22 protein-coding genes and 1 tRNA gene are annotated in these 22890 nt (G+C 72.4%); 13 read left to right on the top strand and 10 right to left on the bottom strand.

The features are described 5' to 3' along the window. Positions 1-182 precede the first annotated feature (182 nt). The 4 genes from J2X49_RS04985 to J2X49_RS04970 all read left to right on the top strand — a co-directional run bounded on the left by J2X49_RS04985 (position 183) and on the right by J2X49_RS04970 (position 5336). Positions 183-1358: a M24 family metallopeptidase gene (locus J2X49_RS04985; RefSeq protein ID WP_310123264.1), complete on the top strand. Its 1176-nt coding sequence runs from the start codon at positions 183-185 to the stop codon at positions 1356-1358. Continuing rightward, a complete protein-coding gene (locus J2X49_RS04980; protein ID WP_128189829.1) occupies positions 1355-2563 on the top strand; it encodes a M20 family metallopeptidase in 1209 nt (402 codons plus the stop codon). The genes J2X49_RS04985 and J2X49_RS04980 overlap by 4 nt, the downstream gene beginning before the upstream one ends. Before the next feature lie 77 nt (positions 2564-2640). After that, positions 2641-4110, top strand: coding sequence for an MFS transporter (locus J2X49_RS04975; protein WP_310123259.1), 1470 nt, complete (start codon positions 2641-2643; stop codon positions 4108-4110). A gap of 53 nt (positions 4111-4163) precedes the next feature. Continuing rightward, complete coding sequence (locus J2X49_RS04970; RefSeq protein WP_310123256.1) at positions 4164-5336, top strand: zinc-dependent alcohol dehydrogenase; 1173 nt, start codon at positions 4164-4166, stop codon at positions 5334-5336. A 124-nt stretch (positions 5337-5460) separates the two neighbouring features. Here the strand turns inward: J2X49_RS04970 and J2X49_RS04965 are convergent. After that, positions 5461-5544 (bottom strand) — tRNA-Leu (locus J2X49_RS04965). A gap of 93 nt (positions 5545-5637) precedes the next feature. Between J2X49_RS04965 and J2X49_RS04960 the strand changes: the two genes are divergently transcribed. The 7 genes from J2X49_RS04960 to pknB all read left to right on the top strand — a co-directional run bounded on the left by J2X49_RS04960 (position 5638) and on the right by pknB (position 14669). Next, positions 5638-6318, top strand: coding sequence for a DUF3662 and FHA domain-containing protein (locus tag J2X49_RS04960; protein ID WP_128189835.1), 681 nt, complete (start codon positions 5638-5640; stop codon positions 6316-6318). Further along, positions 6315-6857 carry an FHA domain-containing protein gene (locus tag J2X49_RS04955; RefSeq protein WP_128189832.1) on the top strand — a complete coding sequence of 181 codons (543 nt, stop codon included), beginning with the start codon at positions 6315-6317 and terminating at the stop codon, positions 6855-6857. The genes J2X49_RS04960 and J2X49_RS04955 overlap by 4 nt, the downstream gene beginning before the upstream one ends. Positions 6858-6859: 2 nt before the next feature. Next, positions 6860-8101 carry a PP2C family serine/threonine-protein phosphatase gene (locus tag J2X49_RS04950; protein WP_128189833.1) on the top strand — a complete coding sequence of 414 codons (1242 nt, stop codon included), beginning with the start codon at positions 6860-6862 and terminating at the stop codon, positions 8099-8101. Further along, positions 8098-9504: an FtsW/RodA/SpoVE family cell cycle protein gene (locus J2X49_RS04945; RefSeq protein WP_310123247.1), complete on the top strand. Its 1407-nt coding sequence runs from the start codon at positions 8098-8100 to the stop codon at positions 9502-9504. The genes J2X49_RS04950 and J2X49_RS04945 overlap by 4 nt, the downstream gene beginning before the upstream one ends. Next, on the top strand, positions 9501-10982 hold the full coding sequence (locus tag J2X49_RS04940) for a penicillin-binding transpeptidase domain-containing protein (RefSeq protein WP_310123244.1): 1482 nt from the start codon (positions 9501-9503) through the stop codon (positions 10980-10982). The genes J2X49_RS04945 and J2X49_RS04940 overlap by 4 nt, the downstream gene beginning before the upstream one ends. Then, positions 10979-12721: a protein kinase domain-containing protein gene (locus J2X49_RS04935; RefSeq protein WP_310123241.1), complete on the top strand. Its 1743-nt coding sequence runs from the start codon at positions 10979-10981 to the stop codon at positions 12719-12721. The genes J2X49_RS04940 and J2X49_RS04935 overlap by 4 nt, the downstream gene beginning before the upstream one ends. A gap of 103 nt (positions 12722-12824) precedes the next feature. Continuing rightward, complete coding sequence (gene pknB, locus J2X49_RS04930) at positions 12825-14669, top strand: Stk1 family PASTA domain-containing Ser/Thr kinase (protein ID WP_310123239.1); 1845 nt, start codon at positions 12825-12827, stop codon at positions 14667-14669. Positions 14670-14708: 39 nt separating this feature from the next. On the opposite strand, the gene J2X49_RS04925 is transcribed toward pknB, so the two are convergent. The 3 genes from J2X49_RS04925 to J2X49_RS04915 are packed head-to-tail and all read right to left on the bottom strand — an operon-like array spanning position 14709 to position 16284. Further along, positions 14709-15368: an aminodeoxychorismate/anthranilate synthase component II gene (locus J2X49_RS04925; protein ID WP_128190710.1), complete on the bottom strand. Its 660-nt coding sequence runs from the start codon at positions 15366-15368 to the stop codon at positions 14709-14711. After that, entirely contained in the window at positions 15365-15526 is a 162-nt protein-coding gene (locus J2X49_RS04920) for a hypothetical protein (protein ID WP_164877232.1), read from the bottom strand. The genes J2X49_RS04925 and J2X49_RS04920 overlap by 4 nt, the downstream gene beginning before the upstream one ends. After that, positions 15523-16284 carry a class E sortase gene (locus J2X49_RS04915; protein WP_310123232.1) on the bottom strand — a complete coding sequence of 254 codons (762 nt, stop codon included), beginning with the start codon at positions 16282-16284 and terminating at the stop codon, positions 15523-15525. The genes J2X49_RS04920 and J2X49_RS04915 overlap by 4 nt, the downstream gene beginning before the upstream one ends. Positions 16285-16324: 40 nt before the next feature. Between J2X49_RS04915 and J2X49_RS04910 the strand changes: the two genes are divergently transcribed. After that, entirely contained in the window at positions 16325-16591 is a 267-nt protein-coding gene (locus tag J2X49_RS04910) for a cell division protein CrgA (RefSeq protein ID WP_128190400.1), read from the top strand. Positions 16592-16665: 74 nt separating this feature from the next. On the opposite strand, the gene J2X49_RS04905 is transcribed toward J2X49_RS04910, so the two are convergent. Further along, on the bottom strand, positions 16666-17475 hold the full coding sequence (locus J2X49_RS04905) for a rhomboid family intramembrane serine protease (protein WP_310123230.1): 810 nt from the start codon (positions 17473-17475) through the stop codon (positions 16666-16668). A gap of 63 nt (positions 17476-17538) precedes the next feature. Continuing rightward, positions 17539-18078 carry a peptidylprolyl isomerase gene (locus J2X49_RS04900; RefSeq protein WP_128190397.1) on the bottom strand — a complete coding sequence of 180 codons (540 nt, stop codon included), beginning with the start codon at positions 18076-18078 and terminating at the stop codon, positions 17539-17541. 143 nt (positions 18079-18221) lie between these two features. Here J2X49_RS04900 and J2X49_RS04895 point away from each other — a divergent pair, with 143 nt between their 5' ends. Next, on the top strand, positions 18222-18821 hold the full coding sequence (locus J2X49_RS04895; RefSeq protein ID WP_146354649.1) for a hypothetical protein: 600 nt from the start codon (positions 18222-18224) through the stop codon (positions 18819-18821). Between the two features lie 81 nt (positions 18822-18902). On the opposite strand, the gene J2X49_RS04890 is transcribed toward J2X49_RS04895, so the two are convergent. The 4 genes from J2X49_RS04890 to J2X49_RS04875 form a co-directional block, all read right to left on the bottom strand. Further along, positions 18903-19097, bottom strand: coding sequence for a hypothetical protein (locus J2X49_RS04890; RefSeq protein ID WP_128190395.1), 195 nt, complete (start codon positions 19095-19097; stop codon positions 18903-18905). After that, a complete protein-coding gene (locus J2X49_RS04885; protein ID WP_246992816.1) occupies positions 19097-19531 on the bottom strand; it encodes an NUDIX hydrolase in 435 nt (144 codons plus the stop codon). Before J2X49_RS04885 ends, J2X49_RS04890 begins: the two co-directional genes overlap by 1 nt. A 9-nt stretch (positions 19532-19540) precedes the next feature. Further along, positions 19541-21433, bottom strand: a complete 1893-nt coding sequence (locus J2X49_RS04880) for a BCCT family transporter (RefSeq protein ID WP_310123223.1) — start codon at positions 21431-21433, stop codon at positions 19541-19543. Positions 21434-21547: 114 nt separating this feature from the next. Beyond that, complete coding sequence (locus J2X49_RS04875) at positions 21548-22882, bottom strand: DUF2254 domain-containing protein (RefSeq protein ID WP_310123220.1); 1335 nt, start codon at positions 22880-22882, stop codon at positions 21548-21550. Positions 22883-22890: the final 8 nt, after the last annotated feature.

Below are 22890 nucleotides of genomic sequence, written 5' to 3'. Positions count from 1 at the left end.
GGGCAGGCGTACAGTCCTGGGCAAGTCAAGCGGTGCGGACCGACCAGGCGCCTTCACCAGAACTTGCGAGAGCGCAAGCGCCCGATGTGCCAGTCCGCACCGCTTCTTCCTGCCCGCAGCCGATGCCAGGGCGCTCGGCGAGGCCGGGCTCGCCGCCGGGACCGGGCCCTATGCTTGCTCGCATGCCGCCCAGCACCGAGGAGCTCGCCGACCGGCTCGCCCGCACCCGCGCGCGCATGCAGCGCTCGGGCCTCGACGGGCTCGTGGTCGTCGACCCCGCCAACCTGCACTACCTGACCGGCTACGACGCCTGGTCGTTCTACATGCCGCAGCTGCTGTTCGTGCCGCTCACCGGCGAGCCGCTGCTCATCATGCGCGCGATGGACGCCGGCGGCGCGCACCGCACGGCGCTCCTGCCGCGCGAGCGCATCCTCGGCTACCCCGAGTCGCTCGTGCACCAGCGCGACGCGCACCCCTTCGACTGGGCGGCCGAGCAGCTGCGCGAGCACGGCTTCGCGCACCGAGGACGCATCGGCTACGAGCCCGAGGCGCACTTCCTCACCGTGCGCTCCTTCCACGCCCTCGAGCGCGGCCTGCCCGAGTGGCAGCTCCTCGACAGCCACGACCTCGTCAACTGGGTGCGGCTCGTGAAGAGCCCCTACGAGCTGGACCTCATGCGGGGAGCCGGCCGCGTCGCCTCCGCCGCCATGCGCGCGGGCATCGACGCGATCGCCGACGGCGCGCGCCTCAACGACATCGCGGCCGCGATCCAGTTCGCGCAGGCCACCGGCGTCGAGGGCGTCGAGGGCGACTACCCGGCGATCGTGCCGATGCTGCCGACCGGCGAGTCGGCCGACACGCCCCACATGACCTTCAGCGCCCGCCGGCTCGACCGCGGCGAGGCGATCTCGATCGAGCTCGCGGGCGCCCACCGCCGCTACCACGCGCCGCTCGCGCGCACCGTGTCGCTCGGCCGCCCCGACGCGCGCCTCGCGGGCCTCGCCGAGATCACCGCCGAGGGCCTGCAGGCGGTGCTCGAGGGCATGCGACCGGGCGCCGTGGTGGCCGACGTGCACGGCATCTGGCGCGAGCACCTCGCGCAGCACTCGATCGAGAAGCCGTCGCGCCTCGGCTACTCGATCGGCATCGGCTACCCGCCCGACTGGGGCGAGCGCACCGTCTCGATCCGCGGCGACGACCTGACGGTCATCGAGCCCGGCATGTGCCTGCACATCATCGCCGGCATGTGGATGGAGGGCTACGGCTGCGAGCTCAGCGAGTCGATCGCGATCACCGCCGACGGCGTCGAGCTGCTCACCGACGCGCCGCGCGAGCTCATCGTGCGGGAGGGCGCATGACGGATGCGCGCGAGGCCGCCGACGTCGACGACGTCGCGCGGGCGCTCGCGCTCATCGACGAGGCGACCATCGTCGCCGACACCTCGTCGCTCATCCTCGCCGCGAGCGAGAACCCGGGCGGCACCGAGCTCGTCGCGGTGCGCGTGCTCGAGTCGATCGCGTCGCGCCTCGGCGGGCGCAGCCGGCGCTCGCTCGTCGCGCCCGACCGCCCCAACCTCTCGATCCGCTTCGGTCCCGACCCCTCCCCCGAGGCGCCGGGCGTGCTCATCCTCGGCCACTCCGACGTCGTGCCGGCGGGCGAGGGCTGGGCGGCCGACCCGTTCAACCCGCGCGTCGCCGACGGCTGGCTGACGGGCCGCGGCGCCACCGACATGAAGGGCGGCCTCGCCGCCGCGCTGCAGGCGATGGCGGCGGTGCACCGCGTGCGCCCCGAGCTGCCGCTCGAGCTGCTCGTGACGGTCGACGAGGAGGATCTCGCGACCGGCATCCAGGCGCACCTGCGCGCCGACGAGGGCCCGCGCGACGCCTACCGCGCGTGCATCGTCGCCGAGCCCACCGACCTCGCGGTCGTGATCGCGTGCCGCGGCGCCGCCAACCTGCAGGTCGAGGTGCGCGGGCGCGCCGCCCACGCCGGCCGCCCCGAGGACGGCGCGAGCGCCATCACGACCGCCGCGCGCATCGCCACGTGGATCGCCGACGACCACGAGCGGATGCGCGCGGGCGCGACGGGCCTGCTCGGCTCGGCGACGTGGAGCGTGGGCCGCATCGAGGGCGGCCACGGCACGTCGATCGTGCCCGACCGCTGCACCCTGCTCGTCGACCGCCGGCTGATGCCGGGCGAGACCGGCGCCGAGGCGCTCGCGCAGCTCGAGGCCGGGATCGCCGGCGTGCTCGGCGACGACGGCTGCGACGCCCACGCGTCGCTCCTCATGGAGATGCCGGGCTTCGAGACCGCCCCGACGCATCCGCTCGTCGCCGCCGCCGTCGAGGCGCTCCGCGCCGAGGGCGCGACGGCCCCGGTGGAGGCCTGGACGGCGGCGTGCGAGGGCGGCTTCATCGCCGAGCACCACGGCTGCCCGACGATCATCCTGGGCCCGGGCGACATCACCGGCCAGGCGCACCAGCCCGACGAGCGCGTGCGCATCGCCGACCTCTCGGCCGCCGCCCGCGCGTACACTCGCATGCTCATCCACCTGCACACCTGACAGCCCATCCGCACGACCCCGACGCACCACGACCGGCACCGGCAGCACGCGCGGCGCCGCCCAGGAGGGACACGGCCATGACCGAGCAGCACGCAGCACACCCCACCGAGCCGCCGCCCATCACGCGCGAGCTCGACCTCTCCCCGCTCCAGCGCAAGACCGTCAAGAAGTCGGTGATGGGCGCGATGGCGGGCAACGCCATCGAGTGGTTCGACTACGGCATCTACGGCTACCTCGCCGTGCACCTGTCGACGCAGATCTTCGGCGGCTCCGAGGACGCCATCCTCTGGACGCTGTTCGGCTTCGCCGTCTCGTTCCTGATCCGCCCCATCGGCGGCGCCGTACTCGGCCCGCTCGGCGACCGCATCGGCCGCCAGAAGGTGCTCGTCTTCACGATCATGATGATCTCGGTCGCCACCGCGGCGATCGGCATCCTCCCCACCTTCGAGCAGGTCGGCTGGCTCGCGCCCGCGCTGCTGTTCCTGCTGCGCATCGTGCAGGGCTTCTCGGCCGGCGGCGAGTACGCCGGCGCGGCGGTCTACATGGCCGAGCACGCGCCCGACGACCGGCGCGGCTTCTGGGGCTCCTTCCTCGAGTTCGGCACGCTGCTCGGCTTCTCGCTCGCCGCGATCCTCGTGACGGCGCTCGAGTTCGTCGTCGGCACCGACGGCATGGCCGAGGGCTGGTGGCGCCTGCCGTTCCTGCTCACGCTGCCGCTCGGCATCGTCGCGCTGCTCATGCGCGCGCGCCTGCACGACTCCGAGACGTTCATCGAGGCGAAGGAGCGCGACACGCGCACGAGCGCCTGGCAGACGCTGCGCGACGTCGTCGTGCAGCAGCCGAAGCAGCTGCTGAAGATCATGGGCATCACGATCCTCATCAACACCGCGTTCTACCTGGTGCTGACCTACATGCCCACGTTCCTCACCACCTCCCTCGACATGGACGCGACGCAGTCGGGCCTCATGCTCGTCGGCGTGCAGCTCGTGATGATGGCGGTGATCATCCCGCTCGGCGCGCTCACCGACCGCATCGGCAGGCGGCCCGTGCTGCTCACCGCCGCGATCGGCTTCACGCTCTTCTCGGTGCCGGCGATCCTGCTGCTCAACACCGGCAACGTCGTGCTCCAGGTGCTGGGACTGGCGATCTTCGGCCTGTTCCTCGTGATGCTGCTGTGCAACATCTCCGCGACGCTGCCGGCGCTCTTCCCGACGACGGTGCGCTACGCGGGCTTCGCGCTCGGCTACAACGTCGCCACCTCGCTGCTCGGCGGCCCCGCAGGCCTCATCAACGAGTGGCTGATCGGCGAGACCGGCTCGACGCTCGTGCCCGGCTTCTACATGACGGTCGCGGGCATCATCGGCCTCATCGCCATCTGGACGTTCAACGAGACCGCCGGGCGCAGCCTCCGCGGCGACGTCGTGCCGGGCGAGGACGACGTCGACCGCATCGCGATCGGCGAGGAGCTCATCGGCAAGGTGCACGACCCGAAGCACGAGCTCGTCGACGGCGAGCTGCGCCAGGGAGGCGCCGGCCGCGCCGGCTGAACCTGGGAGCCTCCCCCAGGCGATCTGTACCCCATCGGCGTACCGTCGAGGCCATGCGAGCACTCACCTGGCAGGGAAAGCGCAAGGTCTCGGTCGAGGAGGTGCCCGACCCGCGGCTGCAGGAGTCGACGGATGCGGTGATCCGCGTCACGTCGACGGCCATCTGCGGGTCGGACCTTCACCTCTACGAGCTGTTCGGGCCGTTCCTCGAGGAGGGGGATGTGCTGGGGCACGAGACGATGGGGATCGTCGAGGAGGTGGGGCCCGCGGTCACGACGCTCCGGCCGGGCGATCGCGTGGTGATCCCCTTCGTCATCGCGTGCGGCAGCTGCTTCATGTGCGCCCGCGGCCTCACCACCCAGTGCGAGACGACCCAGAACCGCGAGCAGGGCACGGGCGCGTCGCTGTACGGCTACACGTCGCTGTACGGCTCGGTGCCCGGCGGCCAGGCCGAGCGGCTGCGCGTGCCGCTCGCCGACTTCAACGCCACGAAGGTCGGGCACGAGCTGCCCGACGACCGCTACCTGTTCCTCAGCGACATCCTGCCCACCGCGTGGCAGGGCGTGCGGTACGCCGACGTGCCCGAGGGCGGCACGCTCGCCGTGCTCGGGCTCGGGCCGGTCGGGCAGTTCGCCGCCCGCATCGGCCGGCACCTCGGCCACCGCGTGATCGGCGTCGACCCGGTGCCGGAGCGCCGCGCGATGGCCGAGCGGCACGGCGTCGAGACGATCGACATGACCGACGCGGTCGAGGTGCTGCGGGCCGCGACCGACGGCCGCGGGCCCGACTCGATCGTCGACGCCGTCGGCATGGAGGCGCACGGCGCGCCCGGCACCGCCGCGGCGCAGGCGGTCGTCGGCGCGCTGCCCGACCTGCTGGCGAAGCCGATGCTGCGCAACGCCGGCCTCGACCGCCTGACCGCCCTCTACACGGCGTTCGACGCGGTGCGGCGGGGCGGCACGGTGTCGCTGAGCGGCGTGTACGTCGGCCAGGCCGACCCCATCCCGATGATGACGCTGTTCGACAAGCAGGTCGCGATCCGCATGGGCCAGTGCAACGTGCAGTCGTGGCGGGATGCGCTGCTGCCGCTCGTCGAGGACCCGGCCGACCCGCTCGGCGTCGAGGACCTCGTGACGCACCGCGTGCCGCTCGAGCGCGCGCCCGAGATGTACGAGCTCTTCCAGAAGAAGCAGGACGGCTGCATCAAGGTGGTCTTGACGCCGTAGGGCGCACTGCCGCACAGCGGCGTTGCGCCCGGAGGGGTCAAGGTCGAGCAGGCGGCCGGAGGCCGCCGTACCGAGACCCAGCCCCGCAAGCGAAAGGCCCCGGGGTGGAGCCCGGGGCCGTTCGTGCGCGAGGGGGGACTTGAACCCCCACGTCCTTGCGGACACTGGCACCTGAAGCCAGCGCGTCTGCCAATTCCGCCACTCGCGCGCACCCCGCAGAACCAGGGCAACCCCACGAGAATATCAGGTTCCTAGACTCGCCGGGTACGCTTGCGGCGGCATAGGGACGGTGATGACGGACATGGGATTCCTCGATTCGATCGAGCGCGGGCTCGAGAAGGCCGTCAACGGCGCCTTCGCGAAGACCTTCCGCGCCGGCGTCGAGCCGGTCGAGCTCGCGAGCGCGCTCAAGCGCGAGCTCGACACCAACGCCTCCGTCGTCTCGCGCGACCGCATCCTCGTGCCGAACCGCCTCACCGTGCGCCTCGCGCCCTCCGACTTCCAGCGGCTGCGGCGCCTCGGCGACGCGCTGCTCGACGAGCTGACCGGCACGCTCCAGACGCACGCGCGGCAGTCCGGCTACTCGTTCCCGGGCCCCATCGACCTGGGCCTCACGCCCGACGAGTCGATGACGACCGGCATGTTCGAGATCTCCTCCGACACCGAGGCCGGCGAGGTCGTCTGGACGGCGGTCGTCGACATCAAGGGCAAGCGGCACACCCTGCGCAAGGGCCGCACCGTCATCGGCCGCGGCTCGGACGCCGACATCACGGTCGACGACGCCGGCGCCTCGCGCAAGCACGCCGAGATCGTCTGGGACGGCACCCGCGCCCAGGTGAGCGACCTCGGCTCCACGAACGGCACGACCCTCAACGGGCGGGCGCTCAAGAGCGCGCTGCTCGAGCCCGACTCGATCATCGACATCGGAGCCACCCGCATCGTCTACCGCGTGCTGGCGCAGTCCAAGGAGCAGCGCCCGTGAGCGAGCTGACCCTCATCATCATCCGGATCGGCTTCCTCGCGCTGCTCTGGCTGTTCATCTTCATCGTGCTGTACTCGCTGCGCAGCGACCTGTTCGGGCCGCGCCTGACGCCGCTGCAGCGCGTGGCGGTGCAGAACCAGCGCTCCCGCGAGCAGGCGGCCACGACGGCGCCGGCCGCCGCGGCGGCCGCGGATGCGCCGACGACCGTCACCGAGCGCGCTGCGCCGGCCGCCGCATCCGCGCCGGGCGCCGCGACCCGCGTCGTCATCACGTCGGGCCCCCGGGCAGGCCTCGAGCTCGACCTGCCGGCGACGGGCCTGACGATCGGCCGCTCGAGCGGCGCGGGCCTCCAGATCAAGGACGACTACACCTCCAACAACCACGCGAAGGTCGTGCGCTGGCGCGACCAGTGGATGGTGCAGGACCTCGGCTCGACGAACGGCACCTACGTCGACGGCAAGCGCATCAGCGAGGCGACGCCCGTGCAGGTCGGCAGCGCCGTGCGGATCGGCACGACGACGTTCGAGCTGAGGCGCTGAGCTTGAGCACACCCCTCGCCGCCGCGATCAGCCACGTCGGCCGGATCCGCACGGAGAACCAGGACTCCGGCTACGCCGGGAACCACCTGTGCTTCGTCGCCGACGGCATGGGCGGTCACGCCGGCGGCGACGTCGCGAGCGCGATCGTGACCCGCAAGGCGCGCGAGGCCGACCGCGAGTACGGCAGCGCCGAGGAGGCCGCGCAGGCGCTCGCCGAGCGGCTGCGAGAGGGCAACGACGCGCTCCAGCAGGCGATGGTCGAGCACCCCGAGCTCAGCGGCATGGGCACGACCGCCTCCGGCATCATCCGGGTCGGCGACCGCGTCGCCATGGCCCACATCGGCGACAGCCGCATCTACCGCTACCGCGTGGGCGCGCTCGAGCAGCTCTCGACCGACCACACCTTCGTGCAGAAGCTCGTCGAGGCCGGCCGCATCACGCGCGAGGAGGCCGAGCACCACCCGCGCCGCAACGTCGTGATGCGCGTGCTCGGCAACGTCGAGACGCATCCCGAGATCGATACGGCCGTCGAGCAGGCGCTGCCCGGCGACCGCTGGCTCGTGTGCTCCGACGGCCTCTCGAGCTACGTCGACGAGGAGCGCATCCGCGCCATCCTCGAGCAGGGGCTCGACACCCCGTCGACCGTGCAGCGGCTCGTCAACGAGTCGCTCTCGCGCGGCGCGCCCGACAACGTGACCGTGGTGCTGTGCGACATCGACGAGCAGCGCTCGTCGTCGATCGAGCCGACCACCGTCGGCTCCGCCGCCGCCCCCATCAGCTACGAGGCGGTCGAGCCCGAGCGCACCTCGGTGAGCCTCGGCCAGCTGCTGCTGCACCCGCGCCAGTCGCGCCAGCAGCCCGCGTTCGAGCACTTCGAGCCCGAGAGCGAGGAGTTCCTGCAGGAGCTGCTCGCCGAGCAGCGGCGCATGCGGCGCAACCGGCGCATCAGCTGGGGCGTCGGCGCGGTGCTCACGGTGATCCTCGTCGCGATCGTGAGCGTGCTCTTCTACGGCTGGACCCAGGACCGCTACTTCGTCGGCGTCAACGAGGCCGGCAACGTCGCGATCTACCAGGGCATCCAGCAGCAGATCGGGCCGATCGTCCTCGCGACGGAGGTGCAGGAGACCGACATCGCGATCGACGACCTCACCCCCTTCAACCAGCGCAACGTCGAGCAGACGATCTCCGCCGACTCGCTCCAGGCCGCGCAGGCCGTGGTCGAGCGATTGGAGCCGACGCCATGACGGATCGCACCGCTCCCAGCGCCCTCCAGACGGGCATCGTGCAGCTGCGCGATGTGACCGAGGCGATCCGCGTGCGCATCCGCAACCCCGCGAAGCTGCGCAACCTCGAGCTGTTCCTGCTCGTGATCGCCTGGGTGATCGCGGGCGGCGCGATGGTGCTCGTGCAGCTCGGCGCCCTGCAGCGCGTCGACCTGTTCCCGCTGCAGCTCGCCGCCGGGCTCGGCATCCTGACGCTCGCCCTCCACATCGCGCTGCGCATCGTCGCGCGCGAGGCCGACGCGATCATCCTGCCGGTCGCGACGGTGCTCAACGGGCTCGGCATCGCGATGATCTACCGCATCGACATCGCCGAGGGCGTCACCGGCTGGGACGCCGCCTCCATGCGCCAGATCACGTGGACGGGCATCGCGCTCGTCGTGGCGATCGCGGCGATCGTCGTCGTGCGCAACCACCGCGTGCTCGCGCGCTACCGGTTCCTCGCCATGGCGGTCGCGATCATCCTGCTCGTGCTGCCCCTCGTGCCCGGCATCGGCCGCACGATCAACGGCGCGACCGTGTGGATCGGCATCGGCAGCATCGTCTCGCTGCAGCCGGGCGAGCTCGCCAAGATCGCCCTCGCGATCTTCTTCGCGGGCTACCTCATGACGGCGCGCGACTCGCTGTCGGTCGTGGGCAGGAAGGTGCTCGGCATCCGCTTCCCGCGGCTGCGCGACCTCGGGCCCATCCTCATCGTCTGGGGCATGTGCATGCTCGTGCTGGTGTTCCAGCGCGACCTCGGCACGTCGATGCTCTACTTCGGCCTGTTCCTCGTGATGATCTACGTCGCCACCGGCCGACGCTCGTGGATGTTCATCGGCGTCGGCCTCGTCGCGCTCGGCGGCATCGCGGCCTACTTCGTGCTCGGCTACGTGCAGCGCCGCATCGACGCCTGGATCCACGCCTTCGACCAGAGCGTGTACGAGGCGCAGGGCGGCTCGTTCCAGATCGTGCAGGGCGTGTTCGGCATGGCGCACGGCGGCCTGCTCGGCACCGGGCTCGGCCTCGGCCGGCCCGACATCACGCCGTACGCCAACAGCGACTACATCATCCCGTCGCTCGGCGAGGAGCTGGGCCTCGCAGGCATCTTCGCGATCCTCGGGCTCTACCTGATCCTGGTCTCGCGCGGCGTGCGCGTGGGCTTCCAGGGGCCGGACGACTTCACGAAGCTGCTCGCCGTGGGCCTCGCCTTCGCGATCGGCCTGCAGGTGTTCATCGTCGTGGGCGGCGTCACGAGGCTCATCCCGCTGACGGGCCTCACGACGCCGTTCCTGGCAGCCGGCGGCTCCTCGCTGCTGGCCAACTGGCTCATCGTCGCGCTGCTGCTGAGGCTGAGCGACTCGGTGCGCGGAAGGGGGATCGCATGACGGGCGTCGAACGGGAGCAGAGCATGCGCAGGCCCATCCGCCGCGTGAGCACGCTGCTGCTGGTGATGTTCCTCGGGCTCTTCGGCTCGTCGACGATGATCCAGGCCGTGCAGGCCGACTCGCTGCACGCCGATCCGCGCAACACGCGCACGCTGTACGACTCCTTCGCGGTCGAGCGCGGCTCGATCGTGGTCGACGGCGTGCAGGTGGCGCTGTCGACGCCGTCGAACGACGAGTTCGAGTGGCAGCGCGAGTACCCGATGGGGCCGCTCTACGCGCCCGTCACGGGCTACAACACGCTCGGGCAGGGCAACACGGGCATCGAGGGCGCGATGAACGCCGAGCTCACCGGCAGCGCCAACAGCCAGTTCCTCGACCAGATCCTCGCGACGCTCACCGGGCAGGACCCGGCGGGCTCGTCGGTCGAGCTGACGATCGACCACGACGCGCAGCAGGCGGCGGCGGATGCGCTGGGCGGCCGGGAGGGCGCGGTCGTCGCGCTCGACCCCGAGACGGGCGACGTGCTCGCGATGTACTCGAGCCCCACGTTCGACCCCAACGCCTTCGCGAGCCACAACACGGCGGCCGTCACCGAGACGTACAACCAGCTGCTCGCCGATCCCGAGCAGCCGCTGCAGAACCGCGCGATCGCGGGCGACCTCTACTACCCCGGCTCGGTCTTCAAGCTCGTGACCGTCGCCGCCGCGCTCGAGTCGGGCCGCTTCGACCTGCAGTCGGAGTTCGACAACCCCGAGACGCTCACGCTGCCGCAGTCGACGAGCGAGGTGCGCAACGCCTCCCGCGAGACGTGCGGCCCCGGCGAGCAGGCGACGCTCGAGACGTCGCTCGTGCTCTCGTGCAACATCCCCATCGCGCAGCTCGGGCAGGAGCTCGGCCAGGATGCGCTCGCCGAGCAGGCGGCGGCGTTCGGCTACGGCCAGCCGCTCGACATCCCGCTCGCCGTGACCCCCAGCTCCTACCCGACGGGCCTCGACGAGGCGCAGACGATGCTGACGGCCTTCGGCCAGTACGACGTGCGCGTGACGCCCCTGCAGGTGGCGATGACCACCGCGGCGATCGCGAACGACGGCACGATGATGCGGCCCAACATGGTCGACCGCGTGCTCGCGCCCAACCTCGACGTGCTCGACGACCCGGAGCCGACGATCCAGGGCAACCCCATCTCGGCCGAGACGGCGGCGGCGCTGCGCGGCGCGATGGAGCTCGGCGTGAGCGAGGGGCTCGCCTCCAACGCCGCGATCCCGGGCGTGACGGTGGGCGGCAAGACCGGCACCGCGGAGACGGGCGAGAACAACGAGCCGTTCAACCTGTGGTTCACGGGCTACGGCGAGACGGACGACCGGAGCGTGGCAGTCGCCGTCGTGGTCGTGCCGGATGAGAACATCGTCGGTGATACTTCAAACGTGATCGCCGCACCTATCGGGAGAGCAGTGATCGAGGCGGTGCTGAACTCATGAGACCATCCAGCGGACTCACCTTCGGTGGGCGATACCAGCTGACCAGCCGGATCGCCATCGGCGGCATGGGCGAGGTGTGGCAGGCGACCGATCAGGTGATCGGCCGCACGGTGGCGCTCAAGATCCTCAAGGACGAGTACATGGGCGACCCCGGGTTCCTCGAGCGCTTCCGCGCCGAGGCCCGCCACGCCGCGCTCGTCAACCACGAGGGCATCGCCAACGTCTTCGACTACGGCGAGGAGGAGGGCAGCGCCTTCCTCGTGATGGAGCTCGTGCCGGGCGAGCCGCTCAGCGCGATCCTCGACCGCGACCGCACGCTCTCGGCCGACAAGGTGCTCGACATCGTCGCGCAGACCTCCGCAGCGCTCCACGCCGCGCACCAGGCGGGGCTCGTGCACCGCGACATCAAGCCCGGCAACCTGCTCATCACGCCCGAGGGCCGCGTCAAGATCACCGACTTCGGCATCGCGCGCATCGCCGACCAGGTGCCGCTCACCGCGACCGGCCAGGTCATGGGCACGGTGCAGTACCTCTCGCCCGAGCAGGCCTCGGGGCAGCAGGCGGCGCCGTCGACCGACATCTACTCGCTCGGCATCGTCGCCTACGAGGCGCTCGCCGGCCGGCGGCCGTTCACGGGCGAGTCGCAGGTCGCGATCGCGATGGCGCACATCAACGACGCGCCGCCGGACCTGCCCGGCACCGTGCCGGAGCCGGTGCGCAACCTCGTGCTGTCGTGCATCGCGAAGACCCCCGCCGACCGCCCGACCTCGGCGGCGCACCTGTCGCGCGCCGCGACCATGCTGCGCCGTGGCGACATCGCGGGCGCCGCGGCGATCGTGCCGGGCATCGCCTCGACCGACTCGTTCGCGACGATCGACTCGCCGACCCAGGCCGCGACCCGGGTGATCACGACCCAGTCGAGCCCCGCGACGGCGGCGCTGCCGGTGACTCGCGCGACGACGCTGGACCGCGACCGCGACCGGCGCCGCAACCCCTGGATCTGGCCCGTCGTGATCCTCGCGGTGCTGCTCGTCGCGGCCGGCGTCGCGATCGCGATGATGCTCCTCAACCAGCAGCAGCAGCCGCCCGTCGACTCGGGCACGCCCGTGCCGAGCCAGACCCTCGAGACGGTCGACATCGACCTGAGCGACTTCGAGGGGATGGACGAGGCCGAGTTCCGCGCCGCGATCGAGGCGCTCGAGCTCGAGCCTGCCGTCGAGACCGGCAACCCGGCCACCGCCGAGGCCGACGCGGGCACCGTCTACGCCGTCGACCCGACCGGCCCGGTGCCGGTGGGCTCGACCGTGACGGGCACGATCTACGCCCCCGTGGCCGCGATCGCCGACCCCACGTCGGTGCCGCGCCTGCAGGACGGCGGCGACCCGGCGGCCCTCACGGTCGGCGACAGCCCCGTCGTCGTCTGGGACGAGGCGAGCTGCCCCGCCGGCTACAGCCTCGGCGGCTACACGGCCACGATCACCTGGCCCGACGGCCGGGAGCAGATCGAGGAGACCGGCATCGCGCAGATGAACTTCAGCTCGGTCCCCGCCGGCGACACGACGATCTCGTACACCTACACGTGCGACGTCGACGGCGGCGAGTCGCTCACGAGCGGCTCGTCCCCGGCGCTGACGATGACGGCGACGCCGGAGGAGACCCCGGAGCCCGAGCCGACGCCCACGCCGACGCCCACGGAGCCGACCGAGACCCTGCCGGTGGAGCCGCCGGTCGAGCCCTGATCGGCCGCACCACGGGGGTCGCCCGCGCCCGTGACGTAGAATCGACCGATCCCGCCGCGCGCCGGGACGACGTCCTGACGCATGCACGAGGGAAGGAGCCGCGATGACCGACAGCATCATCGCCTCCCTGCGGACCCTCGGCGACCGCTACGAGATCGGCGAGCTCATCGGCCAGGGCGGCATGGCGCAGGTGCACAAGGCCCGCGACACCCGGCTCGACCGGCAGGTGGCCGTCAAGCTGCTGAAGCCTGAGCTCTCGCTCGACCCGGAGTTCCGCACGCGCTTCCGTCAGGAGGCGCAGTCCGCGGCGCGGATGTCGCACCCCACCGTCGTGCGCGTCTTCGACGCCGGCGAGGAGCCGGCGGTCGACGCCCAGGGCGAGCCCGCCGCCGTGCCGTACATCGTGATGGAGTACGTCGACGGCCGGATGGTGAAGGACATCATCGCCGAGGGCCCGCTCACCGAGGCCGAGGCCGTGCGCATCACCAAGGGCATCCTCACCGCCCTCGAGTACTCGCACCGCGCCGGGATCGTCCACCGCGACATCAAGCCGGGCAACGTCATGGTGACGCCCGGCGGCCAGATCAAGGTGATGGACTTCGGCATCGCCCGTGCGGTGAGCGAGACGAGCGCCAACGTGGCGCAGACCGGCACCATCCTCGGCACCGCCCAGTACTTCTCCCCCGAGCAGGCGCGCGGCGAGTCGGTCGATGCCCGCACCGACCTGTACTCCACCGGCGTGATCCTCTTCGAGCTGCTGACCGGCCGCGCGCCGTTCGAGTCCGACACCGCGGTCGGCGTCGCCTACCAGCACGTCGCCGAGGAGCCGCCGACCACCTCGTCGATCACCCCGGGCATCACGCCCGAGATGGACTCCATCGTCGCGAAGGCGCTCGAGAAGCGCCGCGAGCACCGCTTCCAGACGGCCACCGAGTTCAAGCAGGCGCTCGACGACGCGCTCGCCGGCGTGCTCGTGCCCTTCGAGCGCACCGACACCGCGCCGGTCGAGATCGGGGCCGCGACGACGATGTTCGCCGCGCTCGCCGCCGACGACCCGCAGCCCGAGGCCGAGACGACCGCCGAGCTCGCGGCGGTGCGGCGCGACCGCCGTCCGCCCGTGGCCTGGCTCTGGGGCGCCGTCGCGCTCATCGCCGTGCTCGTCGTGGGCGCCGTCGCGTGGGCCGTTAGCCTGGGCGGCAGCATCCCGATCGCCGGGCTCTCCACCACCGTGCCCGCCGTCGCCGGCATGCAGGAGGCGGAGGCGGTCGCCGCCGTCGAGGGCGCTGACCTCGTGCCCGAGGTGCGGCGCGTGATCGACGACGCCGAGGCCGGCACGGTGCTGCGCACGGATCCCGACGCGGGCATCGTGCTCTCCCCCGGCGCCGCGATCACCGTCGTGGTCTCGAACGGCCCGCCGCCCTCGCCGCTGCTGAGCGTCGCGAACCTCACCGAGGCGCAGGCGCGGCAGGCGCTCGAGGCGGCCGGGTACACCGTCGGCACCGTGACGCGCGAGAACGCGCCGACCGTCGCCGCCGACCTCGTCGTGCGCACCGACCCGAGCGCCGGCACCGACGTCTCGCGCGGCGCGACCGTCAACATCGTCCTCGCGAGCGGGCTCGTGACCGTGCCCGACGTCACGGGGCAGGCGATCTCGAGCGCCGCCGACCAGATGAGCGCCCTCGGCCTCACGGTCGACCGCCGCTTCACGACGCGCTGCCTGGGCGGCGAGGTCGTCGAGCAGTCGCTCACGCCCGGCGACCACCCGCAGGGCAGCACCATCACGCTGCTCTACTGCAACGGCCAGCCGGCGCCCGATCCCGCTCCGGCCCCCGCACCGGAGCCGGAGCCCGAGCCGGAGCCAGAGCCCGAGCCGGAGCCCGAGCCGACCAACCCCGGCAACGGCGGTGGCGGCGGCGGTGGCGGCGGCGGCGGCGGCGACGAGGGCTGACGCTCTCGCGAGCCCGGGGGTCGACCCCGACTGCCCCCACTACGCCACGTGGTCGGGCGGCGGTGCGAGCGTCACGAGGGGCGCGCGGCCCTCGGCGAGCTGCGCCGCGCCGGTGAGCCCCGCGGCCTCGAGCCAGTTGCCCAGCATCCGGTAGCCGCCCTCGGTGAGCACCGACTCCGGGTGGAACTGCACGCCCCAGACGGGGGCACCGCGGTGCTCGACCGCCATGATCACGCCGGCCTGCGCATCCGGGACCGTCCGCGCGGTGACGCGCAGCGCATCCGGCACCGTGCCGTCGACGATCGCGAGCGAGTGGTAGCGGGTCGCGGTGAGCGGGCTCGGGAGGCCCTCGAAGACCGTCGTGCCGTCGTGCTCGACGAGGCTCGTCTTGCCGTGCATGAGCTGCGGCGCGTGCGTGACCACGCCGCCGAGCGCCTCGGCGATCGCCTGGTGGCCGAGGCAGACGCCCAGCAGCGGCGTGCCGGTCTCGATCGCGGCGTGCACCATCGGGATGGAGACGCCCGCGTCGGCCGGAGCGCCGGGGCCCGGCGAGAGCAGCACGGCATCCCAGTCGCGGATGGTCGACGCGTCGACCTCGTCGTTGCGCACGACCGAGACCTCCGCGCCGAGCTCCTGGAGGTAGCCGGCGAGGGTGTAGACGAAGCTGTCGAAGTTGTCGACGACGAGGATGCGAGTCATGTGATGGTGGGGTCCGGGGTCGGGAAGAAGGTCTGCATCACCCACGGGTAGCCGTGGAGGACGAGGAACCAGGCGACGGCCGCGAGCAGCGCGGCCACGAGCAGCAACCGCACGGGCCAGGGCCCGGGCAGCGCACGCCAGAGTGCTGCATACATCATGCCCTCCCGAGGCTGGCGGCGAGCTCGGCGGGCATGCCGGCCTCGGCCTCCTGCCACCCGAGCCAGGTGGCGTAGGCGATGAGCCGGCCCTCGGCCGACCACTCGGGGTTGCACGTCGTGAGCGTGAGGTAGCGCCCGTCGGCGGGCGTCTCGGGCTGCTGCGGCACCGGGGCGACGACCTCGACGGCGGTCGGCGGCACGTACTCGTGGTTGCGGAACTCGTAGACGTGCCACGCGCCGGCGGTCTGCACGTAGATGCGGTCGCCGACGCGCAGCTCGTCGAGGTGCGTGAACGGCCCGCCCTGGCCGTTGCGGTGCCCGGCGACCGCGAAGTTGCCCAGCTCCCCCGGCTGCGCCGAGTCGCTGTAGTGCGCGAGCCCCTGCTCGAGCGAGTCGAGCACCGCGCGGCTCGTGCCCTCGCCGATCACGCGCTCGAAGCCGCCGAGCCGAGGGATGTACATCACCGCGAACGACTCGCGGTCGGCGGCGGCAGGCTCGGCCGGCGGCTCGTCGGTGCGGAGCGCCGCATCGGGGGCGGATGCATCGGGCGATCCGGGCTGGACGGGCCCCAGCTGCGAGGCGAAGCTGCGCGCCGCCTCCTGCTGCTGCCCGCCGAGCACGGCGTCCGAGAGCCACAGCTGCCAGCCGGCGTAGCCGAGCGCGAGCACCCCCGCGGTCACGAGCAGCTCGCCCAGCACGCTCGCGGCCGAGGCGCGCCGCCGGGGGCGGCGACCCTCCGCGCGCTGCTGCCTGGCCACCGCTCAATCCTAGGCGGCGCCTGCATTACCATTGGGTGCCATGAGCAGCGACAAGTCCATCGAGAAGGCGTCGGCCGCCAAGAGCCGGTCCGCGAAGGGCAAGGAGCGCTCCCCGCACGACGACCAGCGGAACCCGGTCTGGTTCAAGCCGGTCATGTTCGGCTTCATGCTCGTCGGCTTCCTCTGGGTGATCGTGTACTACATCTCGGGCACGACGCTGCCGCTGCCGCAGCTGGGCTCCTGGAACATCGTGATCGGCTTCGGCGTGATGTTCATCGGCTTCATCATGACCACGCGCTGGAAGTAGCCGACCGAATCACACCGGTGTAGTTCTCCCCAGGTGTGGAGAAACCTGTGGAGAACGGGGCGTCCGGACTGCGCTCAGAACAGCACGGCGACGCGAGCCGCGAAGAGCGCCGCGAGCACGAGCGCGACACCGCCGATGACGAGCCAGGCCGCGCGCGTGGTGCGGTCGCCGCGCATCCGCGCATGCACCGCGCCGATGCCGAAGCCGAGCGCGAGCCCGATCGCGAGGCCGCCGACGTGCGCCGGCCACGAGATGCCGCCGAACGCGAAGGTGATCACGAGGTTGATGCCGACGAGCACGAGCAGCGCCGGCTGCACCCGCCCGAGCATCCGCTGCATGCCGATCGCCATGCCGAACAGCGCGTAGATCGCGCCCGAGGCGCCGACCACGGCGGAGGCCGGCGTGAACCACGCGACGGCCACCGCGGCCCCCGCCGCGCTCACGACGTACGCGGCGAGGTACGGCAGCCGTCCGATGCGCTCCTCGATCGCCGGCCCCACCATCCACAGGATCATCATGTTGAAGGCGAAGTGCAGCACCCCCGCGTGCACGAGCGCGTAGGTGAGGAAGCGCCACGGCTCGACGAGCGAGTAGGGCAGGAAGTACATCAGCTGCCCCGACAGGTTGCCGGGCAGGATCTGCAGCACGCCGACGAGCGCGGTGACCGCGACGATGGCGATCGTCACCGGCGCGGGCTGCGCGAGCCACTGCCGGGTGCGCTGCCCGATCGCGGTGCGCGGGCCGCCGTGGGCGACGCGCGTCTCGCGCAGGCGCGCGCGCTGCTCGTCGCGCAGCTCGCGCACGCACTCGGGGCAGTGCACGCCGACCGGCGCCTGCTGCTGGCACTCGCCGCAGATGGTGCGGCCGCAGCGCTGGCAGAGCACCCAGCTCTGCCGATCAGGATGCCGGTAGCAGCGATCGGCAGGCGGGGCGGCGGACACCTGGGGTCAGGCCTGCTGGATCTCGACGGACTCGATCACGACGTCCTCGAGCGGACGGTCGCGGCCGTCGGTGGGCACGGCCTGGATCGCGTCGACGACCTTGCGCGACGCCTCGTCCTCGACGAGGCCGAAGATCGTGTGCTTGCCCTTGAGCCACGGGGTCGCGACGGTCGTGATGAAGAACTGCGAGCCGTTCGTGCCGCGGCCGCCCTGGATGCCGGCGTTTGCCATGGCGAGCACGTACGGGGCGTTGAAGTCGAGCTCGGGGTGGATCTCGTCGTCGAACTGGTAGCCGGGGCCGCCGACGCCCTGACCGAGCGGGTCGCCGCCCTGGATCATGAAGTCGGGGATGATGCGGTGGAAGACGACGCCGTCGTAGAGCGGGTCGGTCGAGGTCTTGCCGGTGCCGGGGTGCGTCCACTCGCGAGCACCGGTGGCGAGCTCGACGAAGTTCTGCACCGTCTTGGGGGCGTGGTCGCCGAGGAGGTTGACCTTGATCTCGCCGAGGTTCGTGCGGATCGTCGCGACAGCAGTGTGGTGAGCCATGCCTCGATCCTCCCACAGCGAGGGCCTGCGGAGCCCGTCGGAGGGGGCAGGTTCGACGACAGCGAAACCGCTCGTCCGCTGGGTGACGCGTCCAGGAAAACCTGCAATGATCAGCCGCAGGCTCTCCCCACGGAAGGACGGATATGTCGCTCGAACTCTCGCGCAAGCGCGCGAAGCAGGTGAAGAAGCTCCGCAAGCAGGCCGACAAGCTCTGGGCCGAGCAGCGCGTGGTGAACCACCACGCCGCCGAGATCGCCCGCGAGGCCCGCGAGGCCGCTCGCGCCTACGGCAACGAGTCGCTGCGTCCGACCGCCGAGCGCTACGTGCACCGCGGCGTCGACGCGGGCCGCAACACGCTCTCCCGCGCCACGCGGGGCTGGAACTCGTCGGTCGTGCCGGCCATCGCATCGGGCCTCGGCTCGTTCGCGGCCATGGCGCAGATCGCGAAGGACGACCGCGTGAAGGACGCCATCGACAGCGTGCGCCGCTACACGACGGTGCCCGAGGTCTCGCCCGCGCACGCCGCCAAGAGCGGTCCCAACGCCTGGCAGTGGCTCCTCATCGGCGCCGGCGCCGTGGCGGTCGCGAGCGCGGCCTACGCCGCCTGGCAGACGCTCCGCGCCGACGACGACCTCTGGATCCCCGACGCCGACGACTCGGCGATCGACGCGCCGCCGCGCCCGGTCGACCAGCCCTCCGGCGGCCTCGCCGAGGGCCCGGAGGCCGGCTCGCCGCAGGCCTGATCCGACGCTCGACAGCAGGGGCTCCGCCGCGAGGCGGGGCCCCTGCTGCGTGCTGGCGCGAGCCCGGCGTGCTCCGCCGGCTCAGCCCAGGGTCGAGCCGACGACCACGAGGATGCCGCCGGCGATGAGCACGCCGGCCGCGAGCAGGAAGGCGCGCAGCCGCCGCTCTGGCTCCCGCCCGGAGCGCATCGTGCGCACGATGTCGATGCCGCTGATGACGACGCTCGCCGCCATGAGGGCGAGGCCGAGCACGACCAGCGGGGGCATGGCGGGCATCAGCGCAGCGGCGATCCGGCGTCGCCGAGGTGGCGCAGCGCCCAGTCGACGGCGTGCACGTGCCGCAGCTCCGGCACATCCGCGAGCGCGTGCCACGCGACGTCGTCGGTCGTGCCGCCCACCTCGACGGCGAGCTCGCCGCCGATGATCTCGGCGCGGTAGAGGATGCGCAGCGCCTGCAGCTCGTCGCCGCGCGCGGCGCTCGAGAGCACGGCGGAGTCGACGCCGAGCAGGCTCACGAGCCGCACGTCGTAGCCGGTCTCCTCCTTGACCTCCCGCACGGCGCCGTCGGCCGGGTGCTCCCCCGGCTCGACGCCGCCGCCCGGCAGCGTCCAGCCCGACATGCCGCCCTCGCGCCAGTGCGGCAGCAGGATCTGCGCGCCGTCGCCCTCGCCCCTCGTGATGAGGGCGTAGGCGGCCACTCGCATGCGCATTGCGCCATCCTACGGCCGGGGCGGCTCCTCGGGCCGGGCCGCCGCGTCGGCGCGACCGTCCGCCGGCTCGGCGACCGGCGCATCCGCCGCCTCGTCGTCCTCGGAGCGGGCGCTCGGCGCCTCGGTCGACGGGAGCGCGGCGGGGTCGACGGGCTGCGTGGGCACGAGCTCGCCGACGCCCTCGCCGGGCGCGGTCTGCTCGACGGTCAGCTGGAAGTCGTCGCCGTGCTCGGTGACGCCCGCGACGACCGCCTGCTCGACCGCCGCGACCGCGTAGGCGCGGCGCACGACGACCGGGTCCTGCGAGAGGTCGCGCGTGAGAGCGACGGCGAGGCCGACCATGATGACGACGAACGGCAGTGCCGCGATGATCGTCACCTGCTGCAGGCCGGCCAGCGCGTCCTCGCCGCCGAGCAGCAGCATGATGGCGGCGACGGCGCCGGTCGCGACGCCCCAGAAGACGACGGATGCGCGGCTCGGCCGCAGCGAGCCGCGATGCGAGAGGGTGCCCATCACGATCGAGGCCGCGTCGGCGCCCGACACGAAGAAGATCGCGACGAGCACCATGACGACGATCGCCGTGATCTGCGCGAGCGGCAGCTCGCCGAGCGCCATGAAGAGCGTCGCCTCGGGCGTGCCGGAGCTGCCGAGGTCGATGCCCGCGCGCTCGAGGTCGATGCCGAGCCCGCCGAAGATCGCGAACCACACGAGCGAGACGAGCGAGGGCACGACGAGCACGCCGGTGACGAACTGGCGGATGGTGCGGCCGCGCGAGATGCGCGCGATGAACATGCCGACGAACGGCGTCCAGCTCACCCACCAGGCCCAGTAGAAGATCGTCCAGCCCGACAGCCACGCGGCGACGGCCTCGCCGCCGGCGGCCTCGGTGCGCGCCGACATGACGGCGAGCTGCTCGAAGTAGGCGCCGATGGTCGTGGGCAGCAGGTTGAGGATGAAGACGGTGGGGCCGACGACGAGCACGAACAGCGCGAGCACGCCGGCGAGGACCATGTTGGTGTTCGACAGCCACTTGATGCCGCGCGAGATGCCCGACACGGCCGAGACGACGAAGAGGGCGGTGAGGATCGCGATGATGCCGATGATCACGCCGTTGCCGACCCCGCCGATGCCGGCGACGAGCTCGAGGCCCGAGCCGATCTGCAGCGCGCCGAGGCCGAGCGAGGTCGCCGAGCCGAAGAGGGTCGCGAAGATGGCGAAGATGTCGATCGCGCGGCCGACCGGTCCCTCGACGGTGCGCTTGCCGACGAGCGCGGTGAACGCCGACGAGATGAGCAGCGGCCGGCGCTTGCGGAAGCCGGTGTAGGCGAGCGCGAGGCCGACGACGGCGTAGATCGCCCACGGGTGCAGCGACCAGTGGAACATCGTCGTCGCCATGGCCGTGCGCACGGCCTCGGCGTCGTCGCCGCCGCCGGTGCCGGGCGGCGGCGTGACGAGGTGGCTCACCGGTTCGGTGACGCCGTAGAAGACGAGGCCGATGCCCATGCCCGCCGAGAACATCATCGCGATCCACGACATCGTCGAGAACTCCGGGTCCTCGCCGTCGTCGCCGAGCGGGATGCGGCCGAAGCGGCTCGCGGCGATCCAGACGATGAAGACGACGAAGCCCGATGCGGCGAGCGCGAAGAGCCAGCCCGTGTTGTGCACGACCCAGTCGACGCCCGCGCCGGCGGCCGTGCCGAGCGACGCGGTGCCGAGGGTTCCCCAGAGCACGAAGGCGAGCGCGACGGCGGCGGCGATCCCGAAGACGATCCGGTCGAGCGGCTTGCGCTCCGCGTCCTCGACCGGCAGCGGCGGGATGTCGAGCGCCGGGTGGTGGGTGAAGCCGTCGGCAGGAGGAGCGCTGGTGCTGGTGTCGGTGCCGGGTGTCGTCTGCTCGCTCATGTGCCTCGAATCGCTTCACGCATCGCTGTCAAATGCCCCCGGAACGTCGATGTCGACGCACGGAGGCCCCGACAACGGTACTCGGGATGCGAGCCGGATGCGAAACGGTGAACCCTAAGGGGCGTCCCCCGGCTGCGCCTGCGCGTCGCCCGCGTGCCGCGCTTCCTGCGTCCGCACCACCGCATCCGCCCGCCTCGCCCACCGCTCGAGCGCCGGTCGGTGCTCGGCGAGCGCGACCGCCCGGAGGTCGTCGACCATGGCCGCGATGCGTCGCGGCACCTGCAGCGACCCCTCGCCGTAGTGGAGCGGCTCGCCGATGGCGAGGTCGATGAGCTGCTCGACGCGCTGCGGCCGGTGCACCAGGCGCAGCCTGCCGTCGCGCGACACGAGGGCGGGCAGCTCTGCCCGCGTGACGGTGAGGCGGAGGATGCGGTGCAGCTCGTCGAGCACCTGCACCGCGGTCGTCGGATCGTTGATGCCGGGCGAGAGCGCGCGCTCGGCGATGTCGACGAGCTTGCGGATGCCGAGCGCCGGATCCTGGTTGAGCACGCGATCCTGCTCGACGGCCACGAGGCGGCGGATGGGCGCGAGGCGCTCGTCGTCGAGCGGCGGCGAGCCGACGGGTCGCCAGACGCGCAGCGCGGGCAGGCCCTCGGGCACCGCGTCGCCGACCTGCAGCAGCACCTCGAGCACGAGGTCGTGCTCCGCGGCGTGCGCCACGAGCCCGCGGTGGTCGAGCTCGACCACCGCGCCGTGCTCCTCGGCCGCGACGGTCTGCGGCTCGAGGCCCTCCTCGCCATCCCAGCGGACCGTGCCGAGCCGGGCGCCCGGCGCCGAGGGCTCCGGGAAGTACCGCCGCACGACGTCGAGCGTGTCGTCGCCCAGGCTCGACACGATCGAGGAGACCTGGATCGACCGCGTGATGTGGTGGATGAACGCGAGGAACATGCCGACGCTCGCGAGCACGAGGAGGAAGCCGAGCGTCACCGCCAGCTGGGGCACGAACGCGCCGCCCTCGCCCGACTCCCCGATCACCGAGCGCAGCACCGTGAGCGCGTACGTGAAGCTCGCGGCGAAGATGCCGAGCGTCACCTGCGTCGTGCGGCTCGCGAGGAAGTCGCCGAGGATGCGGGGGCTGTACTGGCTGCTCGCCAGCTGCACGACCACCATGGTGATCGAGAAGACGAGGCCGGTGACCGAGATCATGGCGCCGGCGATCGTGCCGAGCATGTCGCGCGCGCCGTTCGGTCCGCCCGGGAAGACGTAGGGCAGCTCGTCCGCCGCGAGCCGGTCGAGCTCGGGCACGAGGTAGCCGGCGAGCACCGCGGCGACCACGATCACCATCGGCAGCACCCAGAACGGGCGCCACAGCCGGTCCCAGCGGCTGATCGATCGGGTGCGGGGCAGCGCGCCGACCTCGTCGGTGCCGCCGTCGGGCTCGCGCTGCATCGTCACCT

It is taken from the genome of Agrococcus sp. BE272 (genome assembly GCF_031457935.1).
Taxonomy (GTDB): domain Bacteria; phylum Actinomycetota; class Actinomycetes; order Actinomycetales; family Microbacteriaceae; genus Agrococcus; species Agrococcus sediminis.
The sequence above is the reverse complement of the archived record's forward strand: the minus strand, read 5'-3'. Positions and strand labels throughout refer to the sequence as shown.

What these genes read in the sequence shown, in the direction of transcription:
- J2X49_RS04890 (WP_128190395.1), bottom strand. Translation starts at nt 19,097, where the DNA reads ATGCCCGCCATGCCCCCGCTGGTCGTGCTCGGCCTCGCCCTCATGGCG.
- J2X49_RS04970 (WP_310123256.1), top strand. Translation starts at nt 4,164, where the DNA reads ATGCGAGCACTCACCTGGCAGGGAAAGCGCAAGGTCTCGGTCGAGGAG.
- J2X49_RS04900 (WP_128190397.1), bottom strand. Translation starts at nt 18,078, where the DNA reads ATGGCTCACCACACTGCTGTCGCGACGATCCGCACGAACCTCGGCGAG.
- J2X49_RS04880 (WP_310123223.1), bottom strand. Translation starts at nt 21,433, where the DNA reads ATGAGCGAGCAGACGACACCCGGCACCGACACCAGCACCAGCGCTCCT.
- J2X49_RS04935 (WP_310123241.1), top strand. Translation starts at nt 10,979, where the DNA reads ATGAGACCATCCAGCGGACTCACCTTCGGTGGGCGATACCAGCTGACC.
- J2X49_RS04910 (WP_128190400.1), top strand. Translation starts at nt 16,325, where the DNA reads ATGAGCAGCGACAAGTCCATCGAGAAGGCGTCGGCCGCCAAGAGCCGG.
- J2X49_RS04925 (WP_128190710.1), bottom strand. Translation starts at nt 15,368, where the DNA reads ATGACTCGCATCCTCGTCGTCGACAACTTCGACAGCTTCGTCTACACC.
- J2X49_RS04980 (WP_128189829.1), top strand. Translation starts at nt 1,355, where the DNA reads ATGACGGATGCGCGCGAGGCCGCCGACGTCGACGACGTCGCGCGGGCG.
- J2X49_RS04875 (WP_310123220.1), bottom strand. Translation starts at nt 22,882, where the DNA reads ATGCAGCGCGAGCCCGACGGCGGCACCGACGAGGTCGGCGCGCTGCCC.
- J2X49_RS04940 (WP_310123244.1), top strand. Translation starts at nt 9,501, where the DNA reads ATGACGGGCGTCGAACGGGAGCAGAGCATGCGCAGGCCCATCCGCCGC.
- pknB (WP_310123239.1), top strand. Translation starts at nt 12,825, where the DNA reads ATGACCGACAGCATCATCGCCTCCCTGCGGACCCTCGGCGACCGCTAC.
- J2X49_RS04920 (WP_164877232.1), bottom strand. Translation starts at nt 15,526, where the DNA reads ATGATGTATGCAGCACTCTGGCGTGCGCTGCCCGGGCCCTGGCCCGTG.
- J2X49_RS04985 (WP_310123264.1), top strand. Translation starts at nt 183, where the DNA reads ATGCCGCCCAGCACCGAGGAGCTCGCCGACCGGCTCGCCCGCACCCGC.
- J2X49_RS04975 (WP_310123259.1), top strand. Translation starts at nt 2,641, where the DNA reads ATGACCGAGCAGCACGCAGCACACCCCACCGAGCCGCCGCCCATCACG.
- J2X49_RS04885 (WP_246992816.1), bottom strand. Translation starts at nt 19,531, where the DNA reads ATGCGCATGCGAGTGGCCGCCTACGCCCTCATCACGAGGGGCGAGGGC.
- J2X49_RS04895 (WP_146354649.1), top strand. Translation starts at nt 18,222, where the DNA reads ATGTCGCTCGAACTCTCGCGCAAGCGCGCGAAGCAGGTGAAGAAGCTC.
- J2X49_RS04960 (WP_128189835.1), top strand. Translation starts at nt 5,638, where the DNA reads ATGGGATTCCTCGATTCGATCGAGCGCGGGCTCGAGAAGGCCGTCAAC.
- J2X49_RS04945 (WP_310123247.1), top strand. Translation starts at nt 8,098, where the DNA reads ATGACGGATCGCACCGCTCCCAGCGCCCTCCAGACGGGCATCGTGCAG.